Genomic DNA, 21,082 nt, shown 5'->3' with positions numbered 1-21,082 from the left:
CTTTGTTATTTTGAGCTTGAGTTTTGACATCCAAGTACATTTTCAATTTTAGAGAGAACTACTTTTTTAACTCCATCTTTTGCAGCTCCTAAATATTTTCTAGGATCAAATTCAGAAGGAGTGTCTCCAAATACTTTTCTTACATTTGCAGTCATAGCAAGTCTTAAATCAGTATCCATATTTATTTTACAAACAGCCATAGATGATGCACGTCTAAGCATATCAACAGGTATACCCACGGCATCTTTAATTTTTCCGCCATAATTATTGCAAGTTTGTACACTCTCTGAATCAACAGCGGATGCACCATGTAATACTATAGGGAAACCAGGTAACTTTTTTTGGATTTCTTCAAGAATTTCAAATTTAAGAGAAGGTTTGAAATCTTTAGGGAACTTAAATGCACCGTGTGATGTTCCTATAGCTATAGCTAATGAGTCGCAGTTTGTTTGTTTAACAAATTCTACAGCTTCATCTGGATTTGTGTATATATGACTATCTGCAACTACATCATCCTCAACTCCAGCAAGTACACCAAGCTCAGCTTCTACAGATACACCTTTAGAGTGTGCATATTCAACAACTTTTTTAGTAAGATTTATATTTTCTTCGAAACTATGATGAGAACCATCTATCATAACTGAAGTAAATCCTGCATCGATACATTTCTTACAAGTTTCAAAATCAGGACCATGGTCTAAGTGAAGAGCAATATCTAAACCGCTCTCATTAGCAGCTGTTTTAACAAGTGATATTAAATATTCTATACCAGCATATTTTATTGCTCCAGTAGAACACTGTAGTATAACAGCTGAATTTTTCTCTTTACATGCTTCAATAATACCTTGTATAGATTCTAGGTTATTTATATTGAAAGCACCTATTGCATAACCGCCTTCATAGGCTTTTTTAAACATTTCTTTAGTTGTAACTAATGGCATATAATCACTCCCTAATAAAAATTACTATAACTTTGTATATGAAATTATCTACTTATTTATTATAATATCAAAATAGAAAAAATCCAAATTTTATTGATAAGTAAAAATTTTATAATACAATATTATTACAAAATTAAATAATATTATTAAAAAAATCGTTAATATTTTTATAATATATTTCTAATCTTAGGAATCTGTGAATCATATATGTGTTCGATATAAAATTTTAGGATTTCAATTTTTGATAAACAAATATCCCTATTTTTCATTGCCATATTTGTAGAAATATCTTTAATTGATAATAAGACTTCGTGTAAATCGTTTTTATTTGAAAATAATGAGAAACACTCTAGTTCTTTTTTATGCATTAGTTCAAATTCACTAAATAAACTTATCGAAGAATCCCAGTCATCGTTTTCTAGAGATATTTTGATAACATCAAGTTTTTTATTTATCTGGTACGTTGATTGCTTAACATACAAAAATGAAAAGATTATAAGTAATATAAGTAAGGTATATGATCCATATACTGATATATTTTTTATATTAAATTTCATACTGTATTTTCCTTTTCAAACTATTATTTTATTTCTAATTGGTATTTAAATGTACCATTAGAGTCTGTATATGCATAGAGTACATCTTTTGGAGATTTTATTTTATTTTCTTTAAGTTGTTTCATAAGCCAGTCATTATTTCTATTTATGTATTTAAGTCCTTCCTTCACAATTTCTCCATCTATTATTATGGAGGTTGGGAGATATACTTTTTCATTTTCATTATTTTTTGGTATAACTGCTATTTTTCCACTACGTTCTAGTATAGCAAAACCTATTTTAGATAGATCATAATTTCCACCAGATCTTAAGTCTTCTAATACGTCATTTATTGTTAGTTTTTCATTTTTCAAATTTTCTTTGATAAATTTGCCATCTTTGACTAAAATAACAGATTTACCACCAAATAATTTTCTGAGTTTTATATTTTTAAGTTGAATTTGAGAAATAATAAATTCAATAAATAATATTGTGAAAATACAAATAATCCCATACAAAAGAGGAATTGATACATCCTCGAGAGGAAGGGTTGCAAGTTCTGCAATCATTATGGAAACGACAAATTCATAGGGTTCTAATTGTGCTATATATCTTTTTCCCATCATCTTCATTGTAAAAAACATTACGACAAAAATTATTATAGTTCGCGATAGTACTATAAGCATCTTTAGGTTTATCCTCCGTATATTTAAATTATTAATCTAAATTAGTATTGTCTTAAATAAGATTATTATGTAAGTATATAAACAAATCTATATATAGGATTTATTATTGGGTTATGTATCACATTTATATAATAGGGTAAATATAATACTTTAGATTCAAAGAGTGTTAAAGGATTATTTAGGCTTATGTCTTATAAAAGTGCCGTAGATATTTATCATAATGATTTGGTGAATTTGTTAAAAATGCTTGATATTTATGTGATAAATTATAGGAATTTAGTATCAACTTTGAATGATATTAATTTAAATATTTTGATATCTAAGAGGAAAAAGAGGAGAGCTATAAAGCAAGTTGAGGAACTGGGATGTATAATAGATGCGTTGCTTGAATCCATATGTAAAGCTCAACAATGTTATTTGCGATATGTAAAGATGAAATGCGATGTTTTGTGTGAAATTATAAATTGGGATTTTATAAAACTTGAGATTGAACAGGAACTATTACTTAATTTGGATACTGATTTTAAGCATAAATTTTTAAGTATATATTCACCTAAAGATAATTCAGTATCATTGATTAAATCTGAAAATAATTTATAGATGTCTTCTATATAAAAAATTTTAAAAATAGGAATCTTTTTATTTAGCTGAGATTCCTATTTATTTTATGATAAATTATATTTAAATTACTTGATTTATTATTTTTAATTAGATTAGTACGGAGTGATTTTGTTGGAGAAACTTAATTTAGTTTATTTTAGGAATATTTTGAATAAAAAAATTTATGATGAGTTTGGGGATATTTTAGGAAAATTAAAAGATATTTATATTTCAACTGAGAAGGGATATCCTTTATCTATAGGATATAAAGTTTTAAGGGATGGAGAGGACTTTTATTATGAGTTTAAACAGATAAAATTCTATAGATATAAACGCAATATTATAATAAAAGTATTGGGGGTTTTTAACATAATACCTCAGAGTTATAAGTACAGACTTTCTAAAGAAATATTAAATAAACAAATTATAGATATAAATGGTAAAAAAGTTGTTAAAATAATAGATGTTCATATAGCAAGTATAGGAAATGAGCTTAGAGTTGTTGCCATTGAGAGTGGGGTTACAACTTTTTTAAGGAAGTATAATATAAAATATGTTCCAAAATTTATTAAAAAACTTACAAATAAAATATTTAAGAATCTTGAAGATACGGTTATAAAGTGGGAAGATATGGAATCAATTCAGTTTATTGAAAATGGTTTACTTATATCAGTACCGCAGTCTAAACTTTCTAAAATGCATCCAGCTGATATTGTTGAAATTCTTGAGGATTTAGATGATAATGATAGAAAAAAATTATTTGAGAGTTTTAATGATAATTTAGCTAGTGAGATACTAGAAGAGATGGAAGATTTAGATATGAGAATTGATATAATAAAAAATTTAAGTGACTCTAAGGTTATAAGTATACTTAATTATATTCCAAACTATGAGCTTGTTGATATTTTAGAGAAAGTTGATGAATCTTTAAAGGAAAGAATACTTATAAATTTGGAAAAAAGTGATATCGATGATATAAGAAATATAATGTCTTATGCTGAAAATAAGGTTGGAAGTATAATGAATACTGAGTTTATAGGCTTTAATATAAATTTAAAACTTGGTGAGATAATTGATATTATAAGGAATACCAAAGTTAGAGAAGAGTATTTATATAGTATCTATATACTTGATGAAAATAATATTTTAAAAGGAGTAGTTGATTTTAAGTCGCTAATATTTGTAGATAAAAATGTTAATGTATTTGAAATAATGAATAAAGAATTTATATATGTATATGATGATTATGATTTAGAACTAGCTGTAGAAGTTTTTTTAAAATATAATTTAGTTACTATTCCTGTTATAGATAATTCTGGAAAATTAAGGGGATCATTATTTATACATGATATATTAACGAAAGAATTTTTAAGGATTTAGGTTGATTATAAATAAAATGGATAATGAATTAAGAAAAACACTTATAGATTATATGAATTCTTTAGATGTTTTGTATGGTTTTACTGAGTGTAGAAAGTTTATAGAATTATATGATTATTTAAAAATTAAAAGTGATAGGAGATATTTAACAGAGTTTGAGAGTTTGGATATAGAAGATAGAATAAACCCTTTTTTATATTTAGAAAATGGGGAAACAATAATTTCCATTGCTGTACCGTATTACAGGGAGAATTCATCTTATAATCAAATGTTTTCTAAATATACTCAAGGTGAAGATTACCATAAGGTAGTTTTGTCGTATTTGGAAAAGATATCTCATTTTATAGAATTAAGTGGATATGAATATAGATTATTTTGTGATACTAATAATTTACCTGAGAGGTATATAGCGTATTTATGTGGTATTGGTCATATTGGTAGAAATAGTATGGTTTATACAAGTAAATATGGATCTTATGTTTTTTTAGGAGAAATTATAACAAATGCGAAGTTAAGTATGAAAAATTCATGTGAATACTATGAAAAAAAATTTAATGATATAGGATTATTTGAAAAATGTGGTATATGTAATAAGTGCTTACATAGATGTCCAAATAAAGTGTTGTTTGATAAAAATTTTAGATGTTGTGTATCTAATTTAACACAGCAGAAGAAATTAGGACTCCATGATATAGAGGGTTTAAATGGTATGATTTTTGGTTGTGATATATGTCAGGATAAGTGTCCTAAAAATAAGAATGTAGAGTATTCTAGTATAGATAGATTCGATGCTTTAGAGTTTATTAAGAATATAAGTGATGAAGATATTGTAAATATGAATAATAGTTTTTTTAAAAAAAACTTTAAAAAAGTTGCTTGTTCATGGAGGGGTAAAAAGATTTTGCAGAGGAACTCTTTGATTAAAAATAGATATAATAAAGATTTTTTGTGCAGATTATCTCTCGAGAATAATGATGAATTAAATAATTATAAGAATTTATTTTTAGATAATAATTTTGAGGAATAGGTAATGAAGAAGATATCTTTAATGAAAATTTTGATAAATATAATATTATTTTCAGAGAAAATAATACCAGATAGTATTATGAAGAAAATAGTAAATTTTGGTGTGGATGTATACATAAACAAATATGCAAAATTGAAAATTATAGGTAAAGATAAACTTAGAGAAATAAAACAACCTGTTATTTTTATTTGCAATCATTTGAGTAATGCAGATGGACTTATATTAAATAAAGTATTAAAAGATCAGGATGTAACCTTTATAATGGGAGTTAAGTTAACGCAAGATCCGATGACAAATTTAGGATGTAAGATAGTTAAAAATATACAAATAACTCCTTCTTCTCCTGATAAAAATGCAATTTCTAATTTAGTAAAACATGTTAAAAGCGGAAATAATATTTTAATTTTTCCAGAGGGTACACGTAGTCGTGATGGGAAAATGATAAAAGCTAAAAAAGGTATATATTTAATAGCGAAATTGTGTAAGGTTCCAATTATCCCCATTGCTATTTATGGAAGTGAAAAATTTATGCCAATAGATAAAGATGGTAATATGAATAATGAGACTTTCAATAATGCCGATGTATATGTTAGTATTGGGGACAAAGTAGATATTCCAGAGAAAATTAAAAGTGAAACTAAGGAAGAGTTTGAAGGGAGATTTATAAATACATTGATGCATAAGATAGCAATTATGCTTCCTAGAGAGTATAGAGGGGTATATGAAGAAGAAGTTTAAGATTATAGTAGATAAATTGATTGAGAGTTATCCTGATGCTAGGTGTGAACTTGAATATAAGAGTCCATTTCAATTACTTATAGCTACGGTTTTATCCGCTCAAACTACAGATAAAAAAGTAAATGAGGTGACAAAGAATTTATTTATAGAATATCCAAGATTGGAAGACTTTTTAAAATTAGACGAGAAGGAGCTTCAAGACAAGATAAAATCTATTGGATTATATAGGATGAAGAGTAAAAATATTATAAATTTATGTAGGATTTTAGAGGAAAGATTCGATAGCGAAGTTCCCAGAACTAGAGATGAATTGATAACTTTACCTGGTGTAGGGCGTAAAACTGCAAATGTTGTTATATCTAACTGTTTTGGTGTACAAGCTTTTGCAGTTGATGTACATGTATTTAGAGTGTCTAATAGAATAGGTATAGCTAATTCACCGACTCCAGAGAAAACCGAGTTAGATCTTATGAAAAATATTGATGAAAATTTATGGACAATTTGCCATCATACTATTATTTTTCATGGAAGGAGATGCTGTACATCTAGGAAGCCAAATTGTGGAGAATGTAAAATAAGTGAATATTGTAAATATTATAAACAAAATAATTAGGGAGAGTATGGATGAGTAAAAAACTTAAATTAGGTGTTCTATATGGAGGGATATCATCTGAGCGTGAAGTTTCTATAAATACAGGGAAACAAATAATTTATGCATTAAATAAGGAAAAGTATGATGTTGAAGGGATATTGTTAAATAATAAAGAGGATGTGTTTAAATGTAAGGGATTTGATTTTGTATTTATTGCTTTACATGGAGAATTTGGTGAAGATGGACAAGTTCAGAGTATTTTAGATGCTATGGGGATTAGATATAATGGATCTGACTTTTTAACTAGTTCACTATGTATGAATAAATATTTAGTTAAGAAAGTATTGAGTGATTATGATATACCTATGGCAAAGGGAATTATTGTAGATAGGGATTATGATTTATTAAATATTGATTTAAATTTTCCAGTTATTATTAAACCAAATATTGGAGGATCTAGTGTTGGGGTAGTTATTTGTAAAACTAAAGATAAATTATTTGAAAATGTAAAGGAGTCCTTTTTATATGATGATCATCTATTAATTGAAGAATTTATAGGAGGACAGGAAATAACTTGTGGAATATTAAATGGGGAGTCGCTTCCAATACTTAAAATAGTTCCTAGGAATAATGATTTTTTTAATTATAAGTCTAAGTATGATAATACAACTATTGAGGAACCTATAGATTTACCTGTTGAGTTAGATAATAAGATTAAGGAAATTTCAAAAAAATGTCACAGTGTTTTGAATTGTAGGGTTTATTCGAGAGTAGATTTCATATTGAGGGATGGAATTCCATATTTTCTTGAAATTAATACATTACCTGGAATGACTGAAGGAAGTCTTTTTCCTAAAATAGCTAGGCTTATAGGATTAGATTTCAAATCATTATTAGATAATATAATAGAAAATTCTAATAATAAATATATTTAATACAAATCATTTAATGGTTTGTATTTTTTATAGTATTATAATTTAATTTGTGATATCATTCTAACATATTTGTAAATTAATTTAAGATCTAGGAGTATAAGGATGTATAAAATACTAAAAACATATAAAAATTTACGATTAGAAAAAAGTATCTCATCGGTTATATTTACTATTTTGATTATTTTAAGTATTGTTTTTCCTATTAGTTTTGTAAATTATAGGATTTCAAGTCTTGTTAACAGTTGGGAAGGTAAGGTTTATAGTGGTGTAACAATTAATAATGTAGATGTAAGTGGATTAAGTAGATCGGCTCTTAAAGATTTTTTGGTAGAAAAATTTTCTGGTAGTATAACTAACGATATTGTTGAATTTAGATTAAATGGAAAAGGAATAGATATACAGAGTAATGAATTAGGTATAACTTATGATTATGATAGAGCTATAGATGAAGCATTTAGTTTTTCAGATGGATTAACTTATACTCAAAAAGTAAATCAAATCTTGAATCCTCAAAAGATTAAAGATATTAAGTTGAATGAAATATTTGATATTTCTGATTATCAAGTGGAGAGTTTGTATAACAAATTATCAAATAGGTTTAATGTAGATCCCATTAATGCAGAGATATCTATAGTAGATGGACAACCTGTTATCGTTAAGGAAAGTTATAGTAGTATTGAAATTGATAAGGAATCACTTATAAGTATGATAAGTGATACAGATCCATCATCGGCTTTTCAAAATGGTATGAATTTAAGTGCGAAAAGTCTAAACTCTAAATATACATCTGATATTCTTGGTAAAATAAATGGAAAACTTTCATCTTATTCCACATCATATAAAAGTTCATCTTCTGAGAGGGCAACTAATGTTGAACTTTCTGCGAGCTTTATAAATGGAACTATACTTATGCCAGGAGAAAGTTTTAGTTTTAATAGAATAGTTGGACAAAGAACTAGAGAGAGAGGATTTAAGGATGCGGCTATAATAGTTGGCAATGTTTATGAATCTGGTTTAGGTGGAGGCATTTGTCAAACATCTAGCACTCTTCATCAAGCTGTTGTTAGAGCAGGTATAATACCTACTCAGAGGAGAAATCATTCTCTTCCTACGTCTTATATGCCTCTTGGATTTGATGCTGCTGTTGCTTGGGGAAGCCTTGATTATGTATTTAAAAATACATATAGTTTTCCAATCTTAATTGATATATCAACAGAAGGAAGAAATCTTACTGTATCTATATATGGAGATGTAACAGCTGTAGATAAGACATATTCAACTGTTGCTGAAACTCAGGAGTCAATTCCTTATTCTACTAAATACGTTAATGATAATACATTAGCTAAAGGAACTCAAGTTGTTCAAAAAAATGGAGTTAATGGAAGTAAAGTTAAAGTATATCTTGTTTCTAAGGATAAGAAGACTGGTAAAGTTATAGAGAAGAAACATGTCTGGAATGATTACTATGCTCCGCAGGATAAAGTTGTTAGAGTTGGAACAAAATAGATTTAATATTGATTTAAAGAGGATTATATTTGTAAATATAATCCTCTATTTTTACGGAAGGAAGTAGAAAATGAATTTTAATATAGTATTATTTGAACCTGAGAAACCTTTAAATACTGGAAATATAGGAAGAACATGTGTACTTACGAATTCAAAGTTGCATTTAATAAAGCCATTTAATTTTTCTTTAGATGATAAAAATGTTAGGAGAGCAGGGTTAGATTATTGGAAGGAAGTAGATTTATATTTATATGAAAATTTCTATGATTTTTATGAAAAATATAGAGAACATAACATTTATATATGCACAACTAAGGGTAAGAAATTTTATACTGAGTCAATATTCAAGGAGGGGGATTGTTTTTTATTTGGTAAGGAATCACAAGGATTGCCTGAGGAAATAATGGATATAATAAAGGATGAAAATAAGATAAGGATTCCGATGATAAATACCACGACTAGATCTTTAAATGTAGCAAACACAGCTAATATAGTATTGTATGAAGCCTTAAGGCAAGTTGGATTTCCTAATATGAAGTAAGTGGAGGATATCGTGGATAAGATAAAAATTATTACAGATAGTACATGTGATTTATCTAAGGATATTATAGAAAAACTAGATATTGAAGTTGTTCCATTAACGGTTAATATAGATTCTAAATCTTATGTAGATGGAGTTGATATAAATTTTAAAGAATTAAATAAGATTATTTTGGAATGTGGAGATTTTCCTACTACATCTCCCCCTAATCTTGACGTTTTTAAAGAAGTATATGAGAAATATTTAACAAAGGGGTATAAAATTATCTCTATTCATATATCAAGTAAATTTAGTTTTACTTGTCAGTCGGCGTTTATTGCAAAGGATATATTAGAAACTCAGGATATATATATTTACGATAGTTTGAATTTAAGTAGTGGTCTTGCAATGATTGTTGTGGAAGCAGCTGAGATGGTTAAAAATGGATGTGAATTTGAAGAAATTTGTAAGAATATTGGATATGGGATATCTAATGTAAAATCTATAGCTATAGTAAATGATATGAGTAATTTGATTATTTCAGGAAAGGTTAATAAAACATTAGGTAAAATTTCTAAATTAACCCGTATGAAAGTTATTATTGGAATTGTAGATGGGGAAGTTACTTTTATAGGAAAAATAATTAGGAAACGGAAAATATTAGACTATTTAATTAATTTTTTAGAGTTAGAAAATTTGGATGATAGTAGTATTATTTATATAGCGCATTCTGATGAGGATGAGTTAACAGGACTTCTTAAAAATTACCTTGAAAAAAATCAATATAAATATTATAGTATAAATACAGGCTGTGTAGTTGGAGCCTATAGCGGAAGTAAGAGTTTAGGTATTTCTATAAAATGTATATAGAGGTGATGATTGATGATTTATGATATTATAATTATTGGTGCTGGTCCTGCTGGATTATCAGCCGCTCTTTATGCTGGTAGAGCGAAACTTAGGACTCTTTTAATTGAGAAGGAATCTTTTGGTGGTCAGGTTTCTACAACTCATGAAGTTGAGAATTATCCTGGTATAGCTAAAGTAACAGGACCTGAGTTATCTGAGTATATGAAACAGCAAGCTATAAGTTTTGGAGTTGAAATAATACAGGAAAATGTTGATGATTTAACTTTGGATTCTGAAATAAAAATTGTTAAAACTTATGAGAATGAATTTAGAGCTAAATCTATTATATTAGCTATGGGTGCAAAACCAAGACTTGCTGGATTTGAGAACGAAGTTAAATTTAGGAGTATGGGAGTATCCTATTGTGCAACTTGTGATGGGGCGTTTTTTGAAGGAATGGATATAGCTGTTATAGGAGGAGGAGATTCTGCTATAACAGAAGCATTATTTCTTACAAGATTTGCAAAATCAATAAAAATTATTCACAGAAGGGATGAATTTAGAGCGGCTAAATCATTGCTTAATAGAGCTCAAGAGCATGAGAAGATTGAATTTATAGTGAATAGTGTTGTTGAAGAAGCGCAAGGGAATGGAGTTTTAGAGAAATTAGTTGTAAGAAATAAAATTACAAATGAACAAAGTGAATTAGATGTAGCAGGATGTTTTGTGTTTGTTGGATTGGATCCTATAAATAATCTTATAAAAGATAAGGTTAATTTGGATGATGCAGGATATGTTATAGCTGGAGAAGACATGAAAACAAATATACCTGGAGTATTTGTTGCTGGAGACCTAAGGCAAAAACCTTTAAGACAAATTGTTACAGCTGCATCTGACGGAGCGATAGCTTCAATCATGGCTGAAAAGTATATAGAGGGTGCAGAATAAAAAATTTAATATTTTGACTAATTTTAAAAGATTATTAAAAAGAGTGCTAATTAAATTAGCACTCTTTTGCTTTATAAATTATTTTAAGGGTTTCTAGAGATGTTTTTTCCCATGAAAAATTTTTGACATGATTCAGACCATTTATTATGATGGAACTCCTAATTTTATTGTTATTTAATATCAAATTGATTTTTTCATATATATCATCTACATCATAAGGATTTATATATAAAGGAGCGGTACCTAATACTTCAGGGATAGATGTTAAATTTGATGCTATAGTTGGTGTTCCACATGCCATAGATTCTAGTGGGGGAAGACCGAATCCTTCATATAATGAGGGATAAATGAAACATGATGCACAATTATATAAAAGAGGGAGATATAATGTTTTAACAAAACCAGTAAAAATTACATTATTTATTAGATTTAATTTAATACAACGATTTAGATAATCATTATATGATTTACCTTTTGTTCCAACTATGATTAATTTAATTTTTTTATTGTGATCATGTACTTTTGAAAATGCTTCAATTAGTCTCGTGATATTTTTTCTTGGACTAAAACCTCCAATATATAAAATGTAATTATAATTTATGTTGAAGGTTTTTTTTAAAAAACTTAATGCAAGTTTTTGGTTTATAGGGCGATAAATTTTGGATGGAGATAGGTGGGTTACAAATATTTTATTTTCATTTATATTAAATGTTTCCATGATATCTAGTTTTGAAAAATTTGATACTGTAAGTATATAACTACTTTTTTTAAGTATTTTGTATATATTTTCATTATAGATTTTTAGATATGATTCACTAACAGTGTTGGGAAGTTTTGAAGGAATGATATCGTGTAATGTAGTCACTATTTTATTTGCATTTTTGTTTGGGAGTCCTATTCCATTGTGTGGATTGAAGAAAACATCACATTTATCATTTAATTCTATGGGATTTTTTGAGATTTCCCAAAAAGATGAGAATTTAGGTATATTAGTATTTTTTGGGAGGATTTTTATAGAATCTTCCTTATTTATTTTAAGTAATTTATTTATTATTTCTGATGAGTAATTACCTATGCCACTACCATTATAAAATAGTGCAGAGCGTCCATCTATTGATATTTTCATATAAGTACCTTCTGAAAAATTATAGTTTTATAATATTAAATTTAATTTAAATTGTTAATCAAATAATAATTATTAATGCTTGGTCATAATGATATAAAGGAGGTGAAGAGAGTATTATGATGAGAGAATTTGAAATAGAGAGACAATTTGATTTAAAAATAGAGAAAATTAAACCTAATAGAGGAATCTATTTTTTGAAGACCAATAAGGGAGAAATGTGTTTAAAAAAGGTATCTTATGGAATACAAAAATTAGTTTTTATATATGGAGCAAAGGAACATTTAATAAAGAATGGATTTGAAAATATAGATAGATTTTATTTGAACATAGAGGGAAATCCATATGCTATAGTAAATGAAGATATCTATACATTATCGAATTGGATAGATGGGCGAGAATGTGATTTTTTAAATATTGATGATGTTAATAATTCAGCAAAAGTTCTTGCGAATCTTCATATATCATCTAAAGGATATGATCCACCTGAGCATTCAAAACTTAAAAGTGATTTGGATAGATGGCCAAGTATTATGGATAAGAGGATAAGATCATTTGATAAGATGAGAGATTTAGTTAGAAAAAAGGGTTTAAAGAACGATGTAGATATGATATATATTAAAAATTATGAGTTTTATAAAGATATAGCTAAAAAGGCGTATAATATTTTTGAAAAATCTAATTATTATGATATTTGCAGAGAAATTGAGAATGAGAAGAGTTTTTGTCATCATGATTATACACATCATAATATAGTGATAGACAAACATGATAATATAAATATTTTAGATTTTGATTATTGTAAAAGAGAAGTAAGAAGCTATGATATAGCGAATTATATAATAAGAGTTTTAAAAAAGAATAATTGGGATATAAATATCTGCAAGAGTATAATTGAGAGTTATAATAGTAATTTAGAATTAAGATATGAAGATATATTTTTAATATATGGTTTTTTGTTATTTCCTCAAAGGTTTTGGAGGGTTTGCAACAGATATTTTTATAATGATGTATTAATAAGGCAAAATGTATTTTTAAGTCAGTTAGAAAAGTTAGTAAATGAACGCGAAAGTTATATGAATTTTATAGATAATTTTGAGAGGGAGTTTTTAATAAAAGTAAATTAAAACGTGTAGAGTTTTACACGTTTTAATTTTTTTTTGTTGACTTTTAATTATTATTAAGTGTACTATTTTAGTAAGTAAAATAGGGGGTTATTAACTTTATTTTTAGGGAGGATTATTATGGAGTTAAATTTAAATAATAAAAATATAGTCATTATGGGAGTTGCGAATAATTTTAGTATAGCTTGGCATATAGCTAAATCTCTTAATAATGCAAATTCTAATATAATATTTACATATGTTAATGATAGATTTAGAGATAATATAGAAAAATTATCTAAATCACTTAATGATAACTATTTAATAGTTGAATGTGATGTGACAGATGATGAAAGTATACGTAATTGTTTTAAAGTTATATCGGAAAAGGTTGGAGTAATACACGGTATAGTTCACTCTATAGCATTTGCAAATAAGAATGAATTAAAAGGGGAGTATTTAAATACAACTAGAGATGGGTTTTTATTGGCTCAAAATGTAAGTTCTTATTCATTGACAGGTGTTATAAAAGAGGCTGAGCAGTATATGAATGAGGGAGGTAGTATAGTTACTCTTACATATTATGGAAGTGAAAAAGTTGTTCCGAATTACAATGTTATGGGTGTAGCTAAGGCTTCGCTTGATATGAGTGTTAAGTATTTAGCTAATGATTTAGGACGTAAAAATATAAGAGTCAATGCTATTTCGGCAGGGCCTATAAAAACGTTATCGGCTAAGGGAGTGTCTGATTTTAATTTAATATTAGATGAAATAGAGAAACAGTCTCCACTTCGACGTTTAACTGATCCATCAGAGGTTGGTGATACAGCACTATTTTTGATGAGTGATTTATCAAGGGGTATAACTGGGGAAATAATACATGTAGATTCAGGATTTAATATTTTAGGTGGAAGAAATACTATATAAATTGTATCAAAATTTATACCTAGTGAATAAATTGAAGTAAACATTTATTGTTATGGAAGATTTATGAAAATAGGAGATATAGTAGTTAGAAAATCTTATGATAAGGATATAAAATTTAAGATAGCAGATATTAAAGATATTAATGGAGAAGTTATTTTTATACTAAAGGGAAAAAGTATAAGGATTATAGCCGATGCTTTAAAGGATGACTTAGAGATTGTAGATAACAAATATGATGACAATTTATCCCAATTAGTCAAAGGTAAACTTAAACAGGCATTTAGTAATAATAAAAATTTAGATTGCAGATTTAGTGATAAAAATTATCGTAATGATATAAAAAATGATGAAAATAGAAGTTTTAAGGCAAATAAAAAAAAAGGTCTTACATTTGGGAAAAGTGGTAAGATATTACACGTAGATGGAGATCTTGAATATTTAAATAAATGTATAGAAGTTTATGAGGAACTTTTTGTCAATGTATATGGTGAATGTGTGGATGAAAGTAAACAACCTGATGTTATATTAGATTTAGTAAGTTTTTATAAACCAGATATTGTGGTTTTAACAGGGCATGATAGTATGAGTAAGAATATAGTTGATTATATGGATTTGAACTGTTATAAAAATTCTAAATATTTTATGGAAAGCGTTTGTAAATTACGTTCTTATGAAAAAAATTTGGATGATTTAGTTATATTTGCAGGTGCTTGTCAGAGTTGTTATGAAGCTTTAATTGGAGCCGGTGCTAATTTTGCGACTTCTCCTGGTAGAGTTTTAGTGCATTGCTTGGATCCGGTTCTTGTGTGTTCAAAAATTTTTAATACATCTATTGATAAAACAATCAAGATAAGTGATGTTATTAGTGAGACTATAACTGGATTTAATGGTATTGGAGGAATACAGACAAGAGGAAAATATAGGGAGGGGTTTCCTAAATCTTTCTATATGTGAAATAGATCATTTTAGTATTTACATACTATTTGCTTGGTAAATTTTGACAAATAGTATGTATTTATGATATAATTGTATTTGGAAAGAGGGTGTTGATTTTGGATGGTTTTAAGACACTAGCATCCATAAAAAAGGACATAGAGGATCACGTTGGTCATAAAGTAACATTAAAAGCTAGCGGAGGAAGAAGAAAGGTCTTTATAAATGAGGGTACTATAGAAAAAACATATCATAGTATTTTTTTAATAAGATTAAAGAATGACACCCAACGAATAGTAACATATAGTTATTCTGATGTATTAACTAATACTGTTCAGATAGTTTATGCTAGTTAGTACTTGTAGAATATATAGGTTAAACATATGATAGTTTAAAAATTTAGGTTTATCATTGATTAGATAAACCTAAATTTTTTATTATTAAATATGTAATATTTTTATTTTTACATTAATAATTATATATTAATTAAGTCGTGGAGGTAATAAAGTGGAAGAGATAAATTTAGTAAAACAAAAAATTAGTTATGAATGTAAAAATATAGAGGGACATAATGATTTTGTAGTTAAAGGTGAATATTTAATTCCAGATACTCATCCAGATGTAGATAAAATATTAATGATAGATGTAAAACCTAAGATTATTAATACTGAAGCATTTATGGATAAGATATTTGTAGAGGGAGAGTTAATATACAGCATTGTTTATGTTGCAGTAGATGATGGGAAAAATAATACATACAATGTTTCTTATTCTGATAAATTTAACCTATATATTGAAAGTTTTGGGATGAGAAAAGAAAATTTATATAATATTAAAGTAGATATTTTGGATAAAAAATCATTGTTGTTAAATGAGAGGAAAATTAGTATAGAGGCACATTTGAAATTTAGTTCGAATTCAAATGAAATATTGGATATAGATATTATGAATGATCTTGAGGATCAAGATGATATACAGCTTTTAATGAAAGATTTGGAGATATGTGAACTAAAAGGTACATTTACTGAGGAATTAATGAATGAAACATCAATAAATGTACCTTTAGATAAAGGTGCTATTGGAAAAGTATTAATATGCGATTCATATATATATAAAACAGAGTGTAAATTATTGGATAATAAGATAACATATAATGCTTATTGTAAAGTGAAGGTATTGTATAAAGAAGTTAATTCTGATAATTTAAATTATTTAGAGCAGGATATATATTTAACTAAAGATTGTGATGTGGATGATATAGATTCTAGTATGATCCCAGTACATAATTGGGATATAATTGGATTTGAATATATGATAGATGAAGATGAGTCTGGAGAAAGTAGAGTTATAAATAGTTATATTAACATAAGATGTAATCTTAAAGTTTTAAGTAAGAACATATTGTCTATAATAGATGATGCTTATAGTAAAAATTCTTTAGTTAATTTAGTTAAAAATACTTATAAAATTAATAATGTAGAGGCATATGGCAATATAGATACAATAATTAAGGATAATATAAACGTAGAAGATGTACCGGTTTCTATAATTTATACTACCGGTAGGTGTAGCATATTAAATAAAAAAATCTTAGAGGGTAAGCTTGTAATAGAAGGTGTTATTAATGCTGAAATTATATATAAAAATAGTGATGGACAATTCTTAAATGTAAAACAAGCATTTCCATTTAACACTAATTTTGAGAATGAAAATATTAAAATAGATATGGATTCAGTATTTAATGAGAATTTAGAAAATATTGAAGCGTTTATTGAAGCTAAGACTATAGGTATAAAAGCGGTTGTAAATATAAGAGTTTATATTAATTCTGAAATTAAAAAAGATATATTGGTTGATATGTATAAAACTCAGGAAGAAATTCCTGTTAAAGATTGTAGTGTTATAATATATATTGTAGGAGAAGAAGATACTCTTTGGGGTATAGCTAAGAAATATTGTGTTTCAATAGAAGATATATGTAGGATTAATAATTTGGATCAAGAAGATGAAATAGCTGGGTATAAATTATTAATACCATCTAAAGCTATATTTTAAGTAGGAGCGTAGCGATGCTACGCTCTTTTTTTGCAATGAATTTTTATAAAAAAAATGTACATAATAAATATGGCTTGTTTAAAGAATGGTATATAAGGATTATTAGAAAATTATGAATATTATTTTTTATAGTGGTTAAAAATATTAAAGTGTATGAGGTGAGAAGTTAATGAGTTATGGTATTAAGGGTGAACTTATAATTATTGGTGGAGCGGAAGACAAGAGTGGAAGCAGAGAAATATTAAGAAGAGTTGCGAATATGATTGATAAAGAAAAAGATACTATGATAGTTTCTACATTAGCTTCTGATTTAGGTAGAGAAGTTGGATATGATTATAAAAATTTATTTCATGAACTTGGAGTTAAAAATATTGAAATTTTAGATATTTCCTCTCGAGATCAATGTGATAATCGAGATTTATTAGATATGGTAAAAAAAGCCTCATTAATATTTTTTACGGGTGGTAATCAGCTCAAAATAACTAGTTTGGTAGGGGGTACACCTCTATATGAAGAAATGAGGAAATTTCATGATAATGGAGGTATATTTGCAGGTACTTCCGCGGGGGCATCGGTTATGAGTGAGACTATGATTGTTAGAGGACCTGATGAAGAGTCGCCAAGAAAGAATAATTTATCTAAATGTCCAGGATTTGGATTTATGCAAGGAGTTATGATAGATCAACATTTTGCCCAAAGAGGAAGAATAGGAAGACTACTAGGTGCTATTGCAGAAAATCCAAGTGTTCTAGGTATTGGTATAGATGAAGATACGGCAATAGTAGTGAATAAGAAAGAAGGTTATTTTAGTGTTATAGGTTCTGGAGCTGTTTATATAATAGATGGTAGATATTTAACTTATAGTAGTTTGTTAGAGCAAGAAAATGAAGTTCCTTTGAGTTTATTCAATGTTAAAATGCATGTTTTAAAAAGTGGAAATTGTTTTGATTTAAATAGAAAGCAACCACTTGAGGAGGAAAGAGTAAAATAATGAAAATTTTAAATTACAGAGCTTATGAGGGTAAAAATATTTATTCTCATAGAAAAGTGGTCAGAATGGATGTAGATTTACAAGGATATTGCGAAACACCTAGTAAGTGCATAGATGGATTCAATGATAAATTGATAGAGTTATTGCCGGAAATTTGGGAGCATAGATGTGGAATAGATGAGGACCATGGGTTTGTAAAGAGATTGAGAGAAGGAACTTATTTGGCTCACGTATGTGAGCATACTATTATTGCGTTACATAGTAGAGTTGGATTAGAAATAGCTTATGGTAAGGCTAGGGAGATAAAAGGAGATCTTTATTATGTTGTTTTTGAATACATTTACAAGAAAACGGCATTAGCTATAGCCAGGCTCGCCATAGATTTGATAAATTCTTTGATATCGAAGAAATATATAGATTTACAATCAAGGATAAGAGATATTAAAAATATATTAGAATATGAAAATTTAGGACCAAGTGCTTTGGCTCTTTGTGAAGCTGCAAAAAAACAGGGCATACCTATTATAAGATTTGATGATGATTCAATGTTTCAGTTTGGATATGGAAGATATAGTAAGATGATTCAAGCGACAATAGATTCAAATACAAGTTCTATTAGTGTGGATATTGCAAGTGATAAAGTTTTAACTAAAAAACTTTTAGAGATGCAGTTTTTACCTGTGGCAAAAGGAGATAAGATCAATAGCCAATTAGAATTATTGATAGAAGCTGAGGCTATAGGATATCCAGTTGTTCTTAAGCCAAGATATGGATATCAGGGTAAAGGAGTATATTTAAACATTAAAAATGAAAAACAGTTAATAGAAGCTTATAATAAAATTAAGTCAAAATATAAGGATATTATGGTTGAACAATATGTTGAAGGATATGATTATAGAGTTTGTGTTGTGGATGGAGATGTTATTGCAGTATCTAGGAGGAATCCGCCTATAGTTAAAGGAGATGGAGTCTCTACTATTAAGGAATTAATAGAAATTTTGAATTCTGATGAATCTAGAGGGGATGGGCATGAGAAACCACTTACTAAAATTAAGATAGATAATGAGCTGATTTTTTGTATATCTAAAAGTGGATATAGTTTAGATAGTGTTTTAGAGGATGGTAAGGAGTTGGTATTAAGGGAGAATTCAAATTTATCTACTGGAGGTACTTCAGAAGATTGTACAGATAAAATTTGTAAAGAAAATATTGATATTTGTATTAGAGCCTCTAAGGCTATAGGACTTAATATTTGTGGTATAGATCTTTGCTGTATGGATGTTTCAAAGCCTTTATATGATAATGGAGTTATAGTTGAGGTTAATGCAGCTCCTGGTATTAGAATGCACCATTATCCAAGTGAGGGAACACCAAGGGATGTAGCTAATGTTATTGTTTCTGCGTTATTTAAGAATTCTCCTAAGAGTATACCATTGATTGCGATAACAGGAACTAATGGTAAGACAACTACAACTAGGATTGTAGCTCATACATTGAGAGGACTTGGTTATACTGTTGGTATGACTACGACTAGTGGAGTGTTTTTAAATGATCAATGTATAGTTAAAGGAGATATGACTGGTTTTTTTAGTGCGAGGAGTATATTATTAAACAAAGATGTTGATGTGGCTGTGTTAGAAACTGCTCGTGGAGGAATTATAAGAAATGGTTTGGCTTATGATTTAGCTGACGTTGGAGTAATTACAAATATAAGTGATGATCATTTGGGTATCGATGGTGTTAACACTTTAGAGGAATTAGCACATGTAAAGTCTTTAGTTATAGAAGCAGTTAAACCTGATGGATATTCAATAATAAACGGTGATGATGATATGTGTAGGAAGATATCGTCTAGAGCAAAAGGTAATTTGATAGTATTTTCTAAGGATAAAGATAATGAGTTTTTAAGAGAAAATTTAGATAAGGGAAACTATGGAATATATATATCTAATAATTCTATTTATGTAGAGAAAAATAGAAGGATATTTCATATTGCTGATTTAAGAGATATACCTATTACCTTTAATGGGGCTCTTACTCATAATATAGAAAATGTTCTTACAGCAACTGCATCTTTAGTGGGACTTGAAATAGATTATTGCATAATATCTAAAGGGCTTAAGAGTTTTCAGTGTGATGATAAACATAATAAAGGAAGATTTAATCAGTTTGATGTTAGAGGAGTAAAAGTAATTTTAGATTATGCTCACAATATTCAAGGGTTTAATGCTATTTTTAGTAGTATAAAGAATATGGGGTATAGTAAAGTAACTGGTGTTATAGGAATACCAGGAGATAGGAATGATAGTGTTGGATTTGAAATTGGAAAACTTTGTTCTAAATATTTAAGTTTTAGTTATATAAAAGAAGATAGCGATAAACGAGGAAGACAAGAGAATGAGGTTGCAAATATTATTAGACAAGGTTTTGGGAATAACAGTAATTTTAAAATAATACTCGATGAGGGAGAAGCTTTGAGTGAGGCTATTGATAATGCTAAGCAGGGTGATTTAATAGTAGCTTTTTATGAGGATTATGATAAGTTGTATAAGGTGATTTTAGATAAACAGAATATAACTCCTAAAAAGGGATTAGCTTAAAAAATAATCAGGGTTTCTTTTGTATCCCTGATTATTTTTTGATTTTAAATACTCTTTTTTATATAATTTAATAAGTTATACGAGAAATGGGA

Annotated in this window: 21 protein-coding genes; 17 read left to right on the top strand and 4 right to left on the bottom strand. The window is 27.6% G+C overall.

Features of this window, described 5'->3' with window-relative positions; all coding sequences use genetic code 11:
• Nucleotides 1-5 precede the first annotated feature (5 nt).
• From fba to SFBMNL_RS06730, 3 genes are all read right to left on the bottom strand, one after another.
• Complete coding sequence (fba, locus tag SFBMNL_RS06740; RefSeq protein WP_005805299.1) at nucleotides 6-941, bottom strand: class II fructose-1,6-bisphosphate aldolase; 936 nt, start codon at nucleotides 939-941, stop codon at nucleotides 6-8.
• 167 nt (nucleotides 942-1,108) lie between these two features.
• Nucleotides 1,109-1,498, bottom strand: a complete 390-nt coding sequence (locus SFBMNL_RS06735) for a DUF4363 family protein (protein WP_005805301.1) — start codon at nucleotides 1,496-1,498, stop codon at nucleotides 1,109-1,111.
• 23 nt (nucleotides 1,499-1,521) lie between these two features.
• Entirely contained in the window at nucleotides 1,522-2,109 is a 588-nt protein-coding gene (locus SFBMNL_RS06730) for a DUF421 domain-containing protein (RefSeq protein WP_242838750.1), read from the bottom strand.
• A gap of 240 nt (nucleotides 2,110-2,349) precedes the next feature.
• Between SFBMNL_RS06730 and SFBMNL_RS06725 the strand changes: the two genes are divergently transcribed.
• The 10 genes from SFBMNL_RS06725 (at nucleotide 2,350) to trxB (ending at nucleotide 11,258) form a co-directional block, all read left to right on the top strand.
• On the top strand, nucleotides 2,350-2,763 hold the full coding sequence (locus SFBMNL_RS06725) for a hypothetical protein (protein WP_005805305.1): 414 nt from the start codon (nucleotides 2,350-2,352) through the stop codon (nucleotides 2,761-2,763).
• 168 nt (nucleotides 2,764-2,931) lie between these two features.
• Complete coding sequence (locus tag SFBMNL_RS06720) at nucleotides 2,932-4,143, top strand: magnesium transporter MgtE N-terminal domain-containing protein (RefSeq protein ID WP_242821342.1); 1,212 nt, start codon at nucleotides 2,932-2,934, stop codon at nucleotides 4,141-4,143.
• A 16-nt stretch (nucleotides 4,144-4,159) separates the two neighbouring features.
• The gene (locus SFBMNL_RS06715; RefSeq protein WP_005805309.1) at nucleotides 4,160-5,170 is read left to right on the top strand and encodes an epoxyqueuosine reductase; all 1,011 of its coding nucleotides are present in this window, start codon (nucleotides 4,160-4,162) and stop codon (nucleotides 5,168-5,170) included.
• A gap of 3 nt (nucleotides 5,171-5,173) precedes the next feature.
• Nucleotides 5,174-5,908 (top strand): lysophospholipid acyltransferase family protein, encoded by a 735-nt coding sequence (locus tag SFBMNL_RS06710; RefSeq protein ID WP_007440289.1) that lies wholly within the window; start codon nucleotides 5,174-5,176, stop codon nucleotides 5,906-5,908.
• Entirely contained in the window at nucleotides 5,892-6,521 is a 630-nt protein-coding gene (gene nth, locus SFBMNL_RS06705; protein WP_005805312.1) for an endonuclease III, read from the top strand. Before SFBMNL_RS06710 ends, nth begins: the two co-directional genes overlap by 17 nt.
• 11 nt (nucleotides 6,522-6,532) lie before the next feature.
• Nucleotides 6,533-7,435, top strand: coding sequence for a D-alanine--D-alanine ligase (locus tag SFBMNL_RS06700; protein ID WP_005805314.1), 903 nt, complete (start codon nucleotides 6,533-6,535; stop codon nucleotides 7,433-7,435).
• 102 nt (nucleotides 7,436-7,537) lie between these two features.
• Nucleotides 7,538-8,941 carry a VanW family protein gene (locus SFBMNL_RS06695; protein ID WP_005805315.1) on the top strand — a complete coding sequence of 468 codons (1,404 nt, stop codon included), beginning with the start codon at nucleotides 7,538-7,540 and terminating at the stop codon, nucleotides 8,939-8,941.
• A 70-nt stretch (nucleotides 8,942-9,011) separates the two neighbouring features.
• Nucleotides 9,012-9,482, top strand: coding sequence for a tRNA (cytidine(34)-2'-O)-methyltransferase (locus SFBMNL_RS06690; RefSeq protein ID WP_005805317.1), 471 nt, complete (start codon nucleotides 9,012-9,014; stop codon nucleotides 9,480-9,482).
• Nucleotides 9,483-9,494: 12 nt separating this feature from the next.
• Nucleotides 9,495-10,331 carry a DegV family protein gene (locus tag SFBMNL_RS06685; protein WP_042294969.1) on the top strand — a complete coding sequence of 279 codons (837 nt, stop codon included), beginning with the start codon at nucleotides 9,495-9,497 and terminating at the stop codon, nucleotides 10,329-10,331.
• Nucleotides 10,332-10,343: 12 nt separating this feature from the next.
• A complete protein-coding gene (gene trxB, locus SFBMNL_RS06680; protein ID WP_005805320.1) occupies nucleotides 10,344-11,258 on the top strand; it encodes a thioredoxin-disulfide reductase in 915 nt (304 codons plus the stop codon).
• Nucleotides 11,259-11,313: 55 nt separating this feature from the next.
• Here trxB and SFBMNL_RS06675 read toward each other — a convergent pair whose 3' ends face one another.
• Nucleotides 11,314-12,384 (bottom strand): glycosyltransferase family 4 protein, encoded by a 1,071-nt coding sequence (locus SFBMNL_RS06675; protein WP_042294967.1) that lies wholly within the window; start codon nucleotides 12,382-12,384, stop codon nucleotides 11,314-11,316.
• A 116-nt stretch (nucleotides 12,385-12,500) separates the two neighbouring features.
• Here SFBMNL_RS06675 and SFBMNL_RS06670 point away from each other — a divergent pair, with 116 nt between their 5' ends.
• The 7 genes from SFBMNL_RS06670 to cphA all read left to right on the top strand — a co-directional run bounded on the left by SFBMNL_RS06670 (nucleotide 12,501) and on the right by cphA (nucleotide 20,990).
• Nucleotides 12,501-13,508, top strand: a complete 1,008-nt coding sequence (locus SFBMNL_RS06670; protein WP_005805323.1) for a CotS family spore coat protein — start codon at nucleotides 12,501-12,503, stop codon at nucleotides 13,506-13,508.
• A 117-nt stretch (nucleotides 13,509-13,625) separates the two neighbouring features.
• Nucleotides 13,626-14,411, top strand: coding sequence for an enoyl-ACP reductase FabI (gene fabI / locus SFBMNL_RS06665; RefSeq protein ID WP_042294964.1), 786 nt, complete (start codon nucleotides 13,626-13,628; stop codon nucleotides 14,409-14,411).
• A 63-nt stretch (nucleotides 14,412-14,474) separates the two neighbouring features.
• Nucleotides 14,475-15,365, top strand: a complete 891-nt coding sequence (gene yabG / locus SFBMNL_RS06660; protein WP_042294962.1) for a sporulation peptidase YabG — start codon at nucleotides 14,475-14,477, stop codon at nucleotides 15,363-15,365.
• 98 nt (nucleotides 15,366-15,463) lie between these two features.
• Entirely contained in the window at nucleotides 15,464-15,700 is a 237-nt protein-coding gene (locus SFBMNL_RS06655) for a Veg family protein (protein ID WP_007439875.1), read from the top strand.
• Between the two features lie 151 nt (nucleotides 15,701-15,851).
• Nucleotides 15,852-17,399 carry a DUF3794 and LysM peptidoglycan-binding domain-containing protein gene (locus SFBMNL_RS06650; protein WP_042294960.1) on the top strand — a complete coding sequence of 516 codons (1,548 nt, stop codon included), beginning with the start codon at nucleotides 15,852-15,854 and terminating at the stop codon, nucleotides 17,397-17,399.
• A 169-nt stretch (nucleotides 17,400-17,568) separates the two neighbouring features.
• Nucleotides 17,569-18,390, top strand: a complete 822-nt coding sequence (locus SFBMNL_RS06645; RefSeq protein WP_005805330.1) for a cyanophycinase — start codon at nucleotides 17,569-17,571, stop codon at nucleotides 18,388-18,390.
• Complete coding sequence (cphA, locus tag SFBMNL_RS06640; RefSeq protein ID WP_042294958.1) at nucleotides 18,390-20,990, top strand: cyanophycin synthetase; 2,601 nt, start codon at nucleotides 18,390-18,392, stop codon at nucleotides 20,988-20,990. Before SFBMNL_RS06645 ends, cphA begins: the two co-directional genes overlap by 1 nt.
• Nucleotides 20,991-21,082: the final 92 nt, after the last annotated feature.

It is taken from the genome of Candidatus Arthromitus sp. SFB-mouse-NL (assembly GCF_000709435.1).
Classification (GTDB): domain Bacteria; phylum Bacillota; class Clostridia; order Clostridiales; family Clostridiaceae; genus Dwaynesavagella.
The sequence above is the reverse complement of the archived record's forward strand: the minus strand, read 5'-3'. Positions and strand labels throughout refer to the sequence as shown.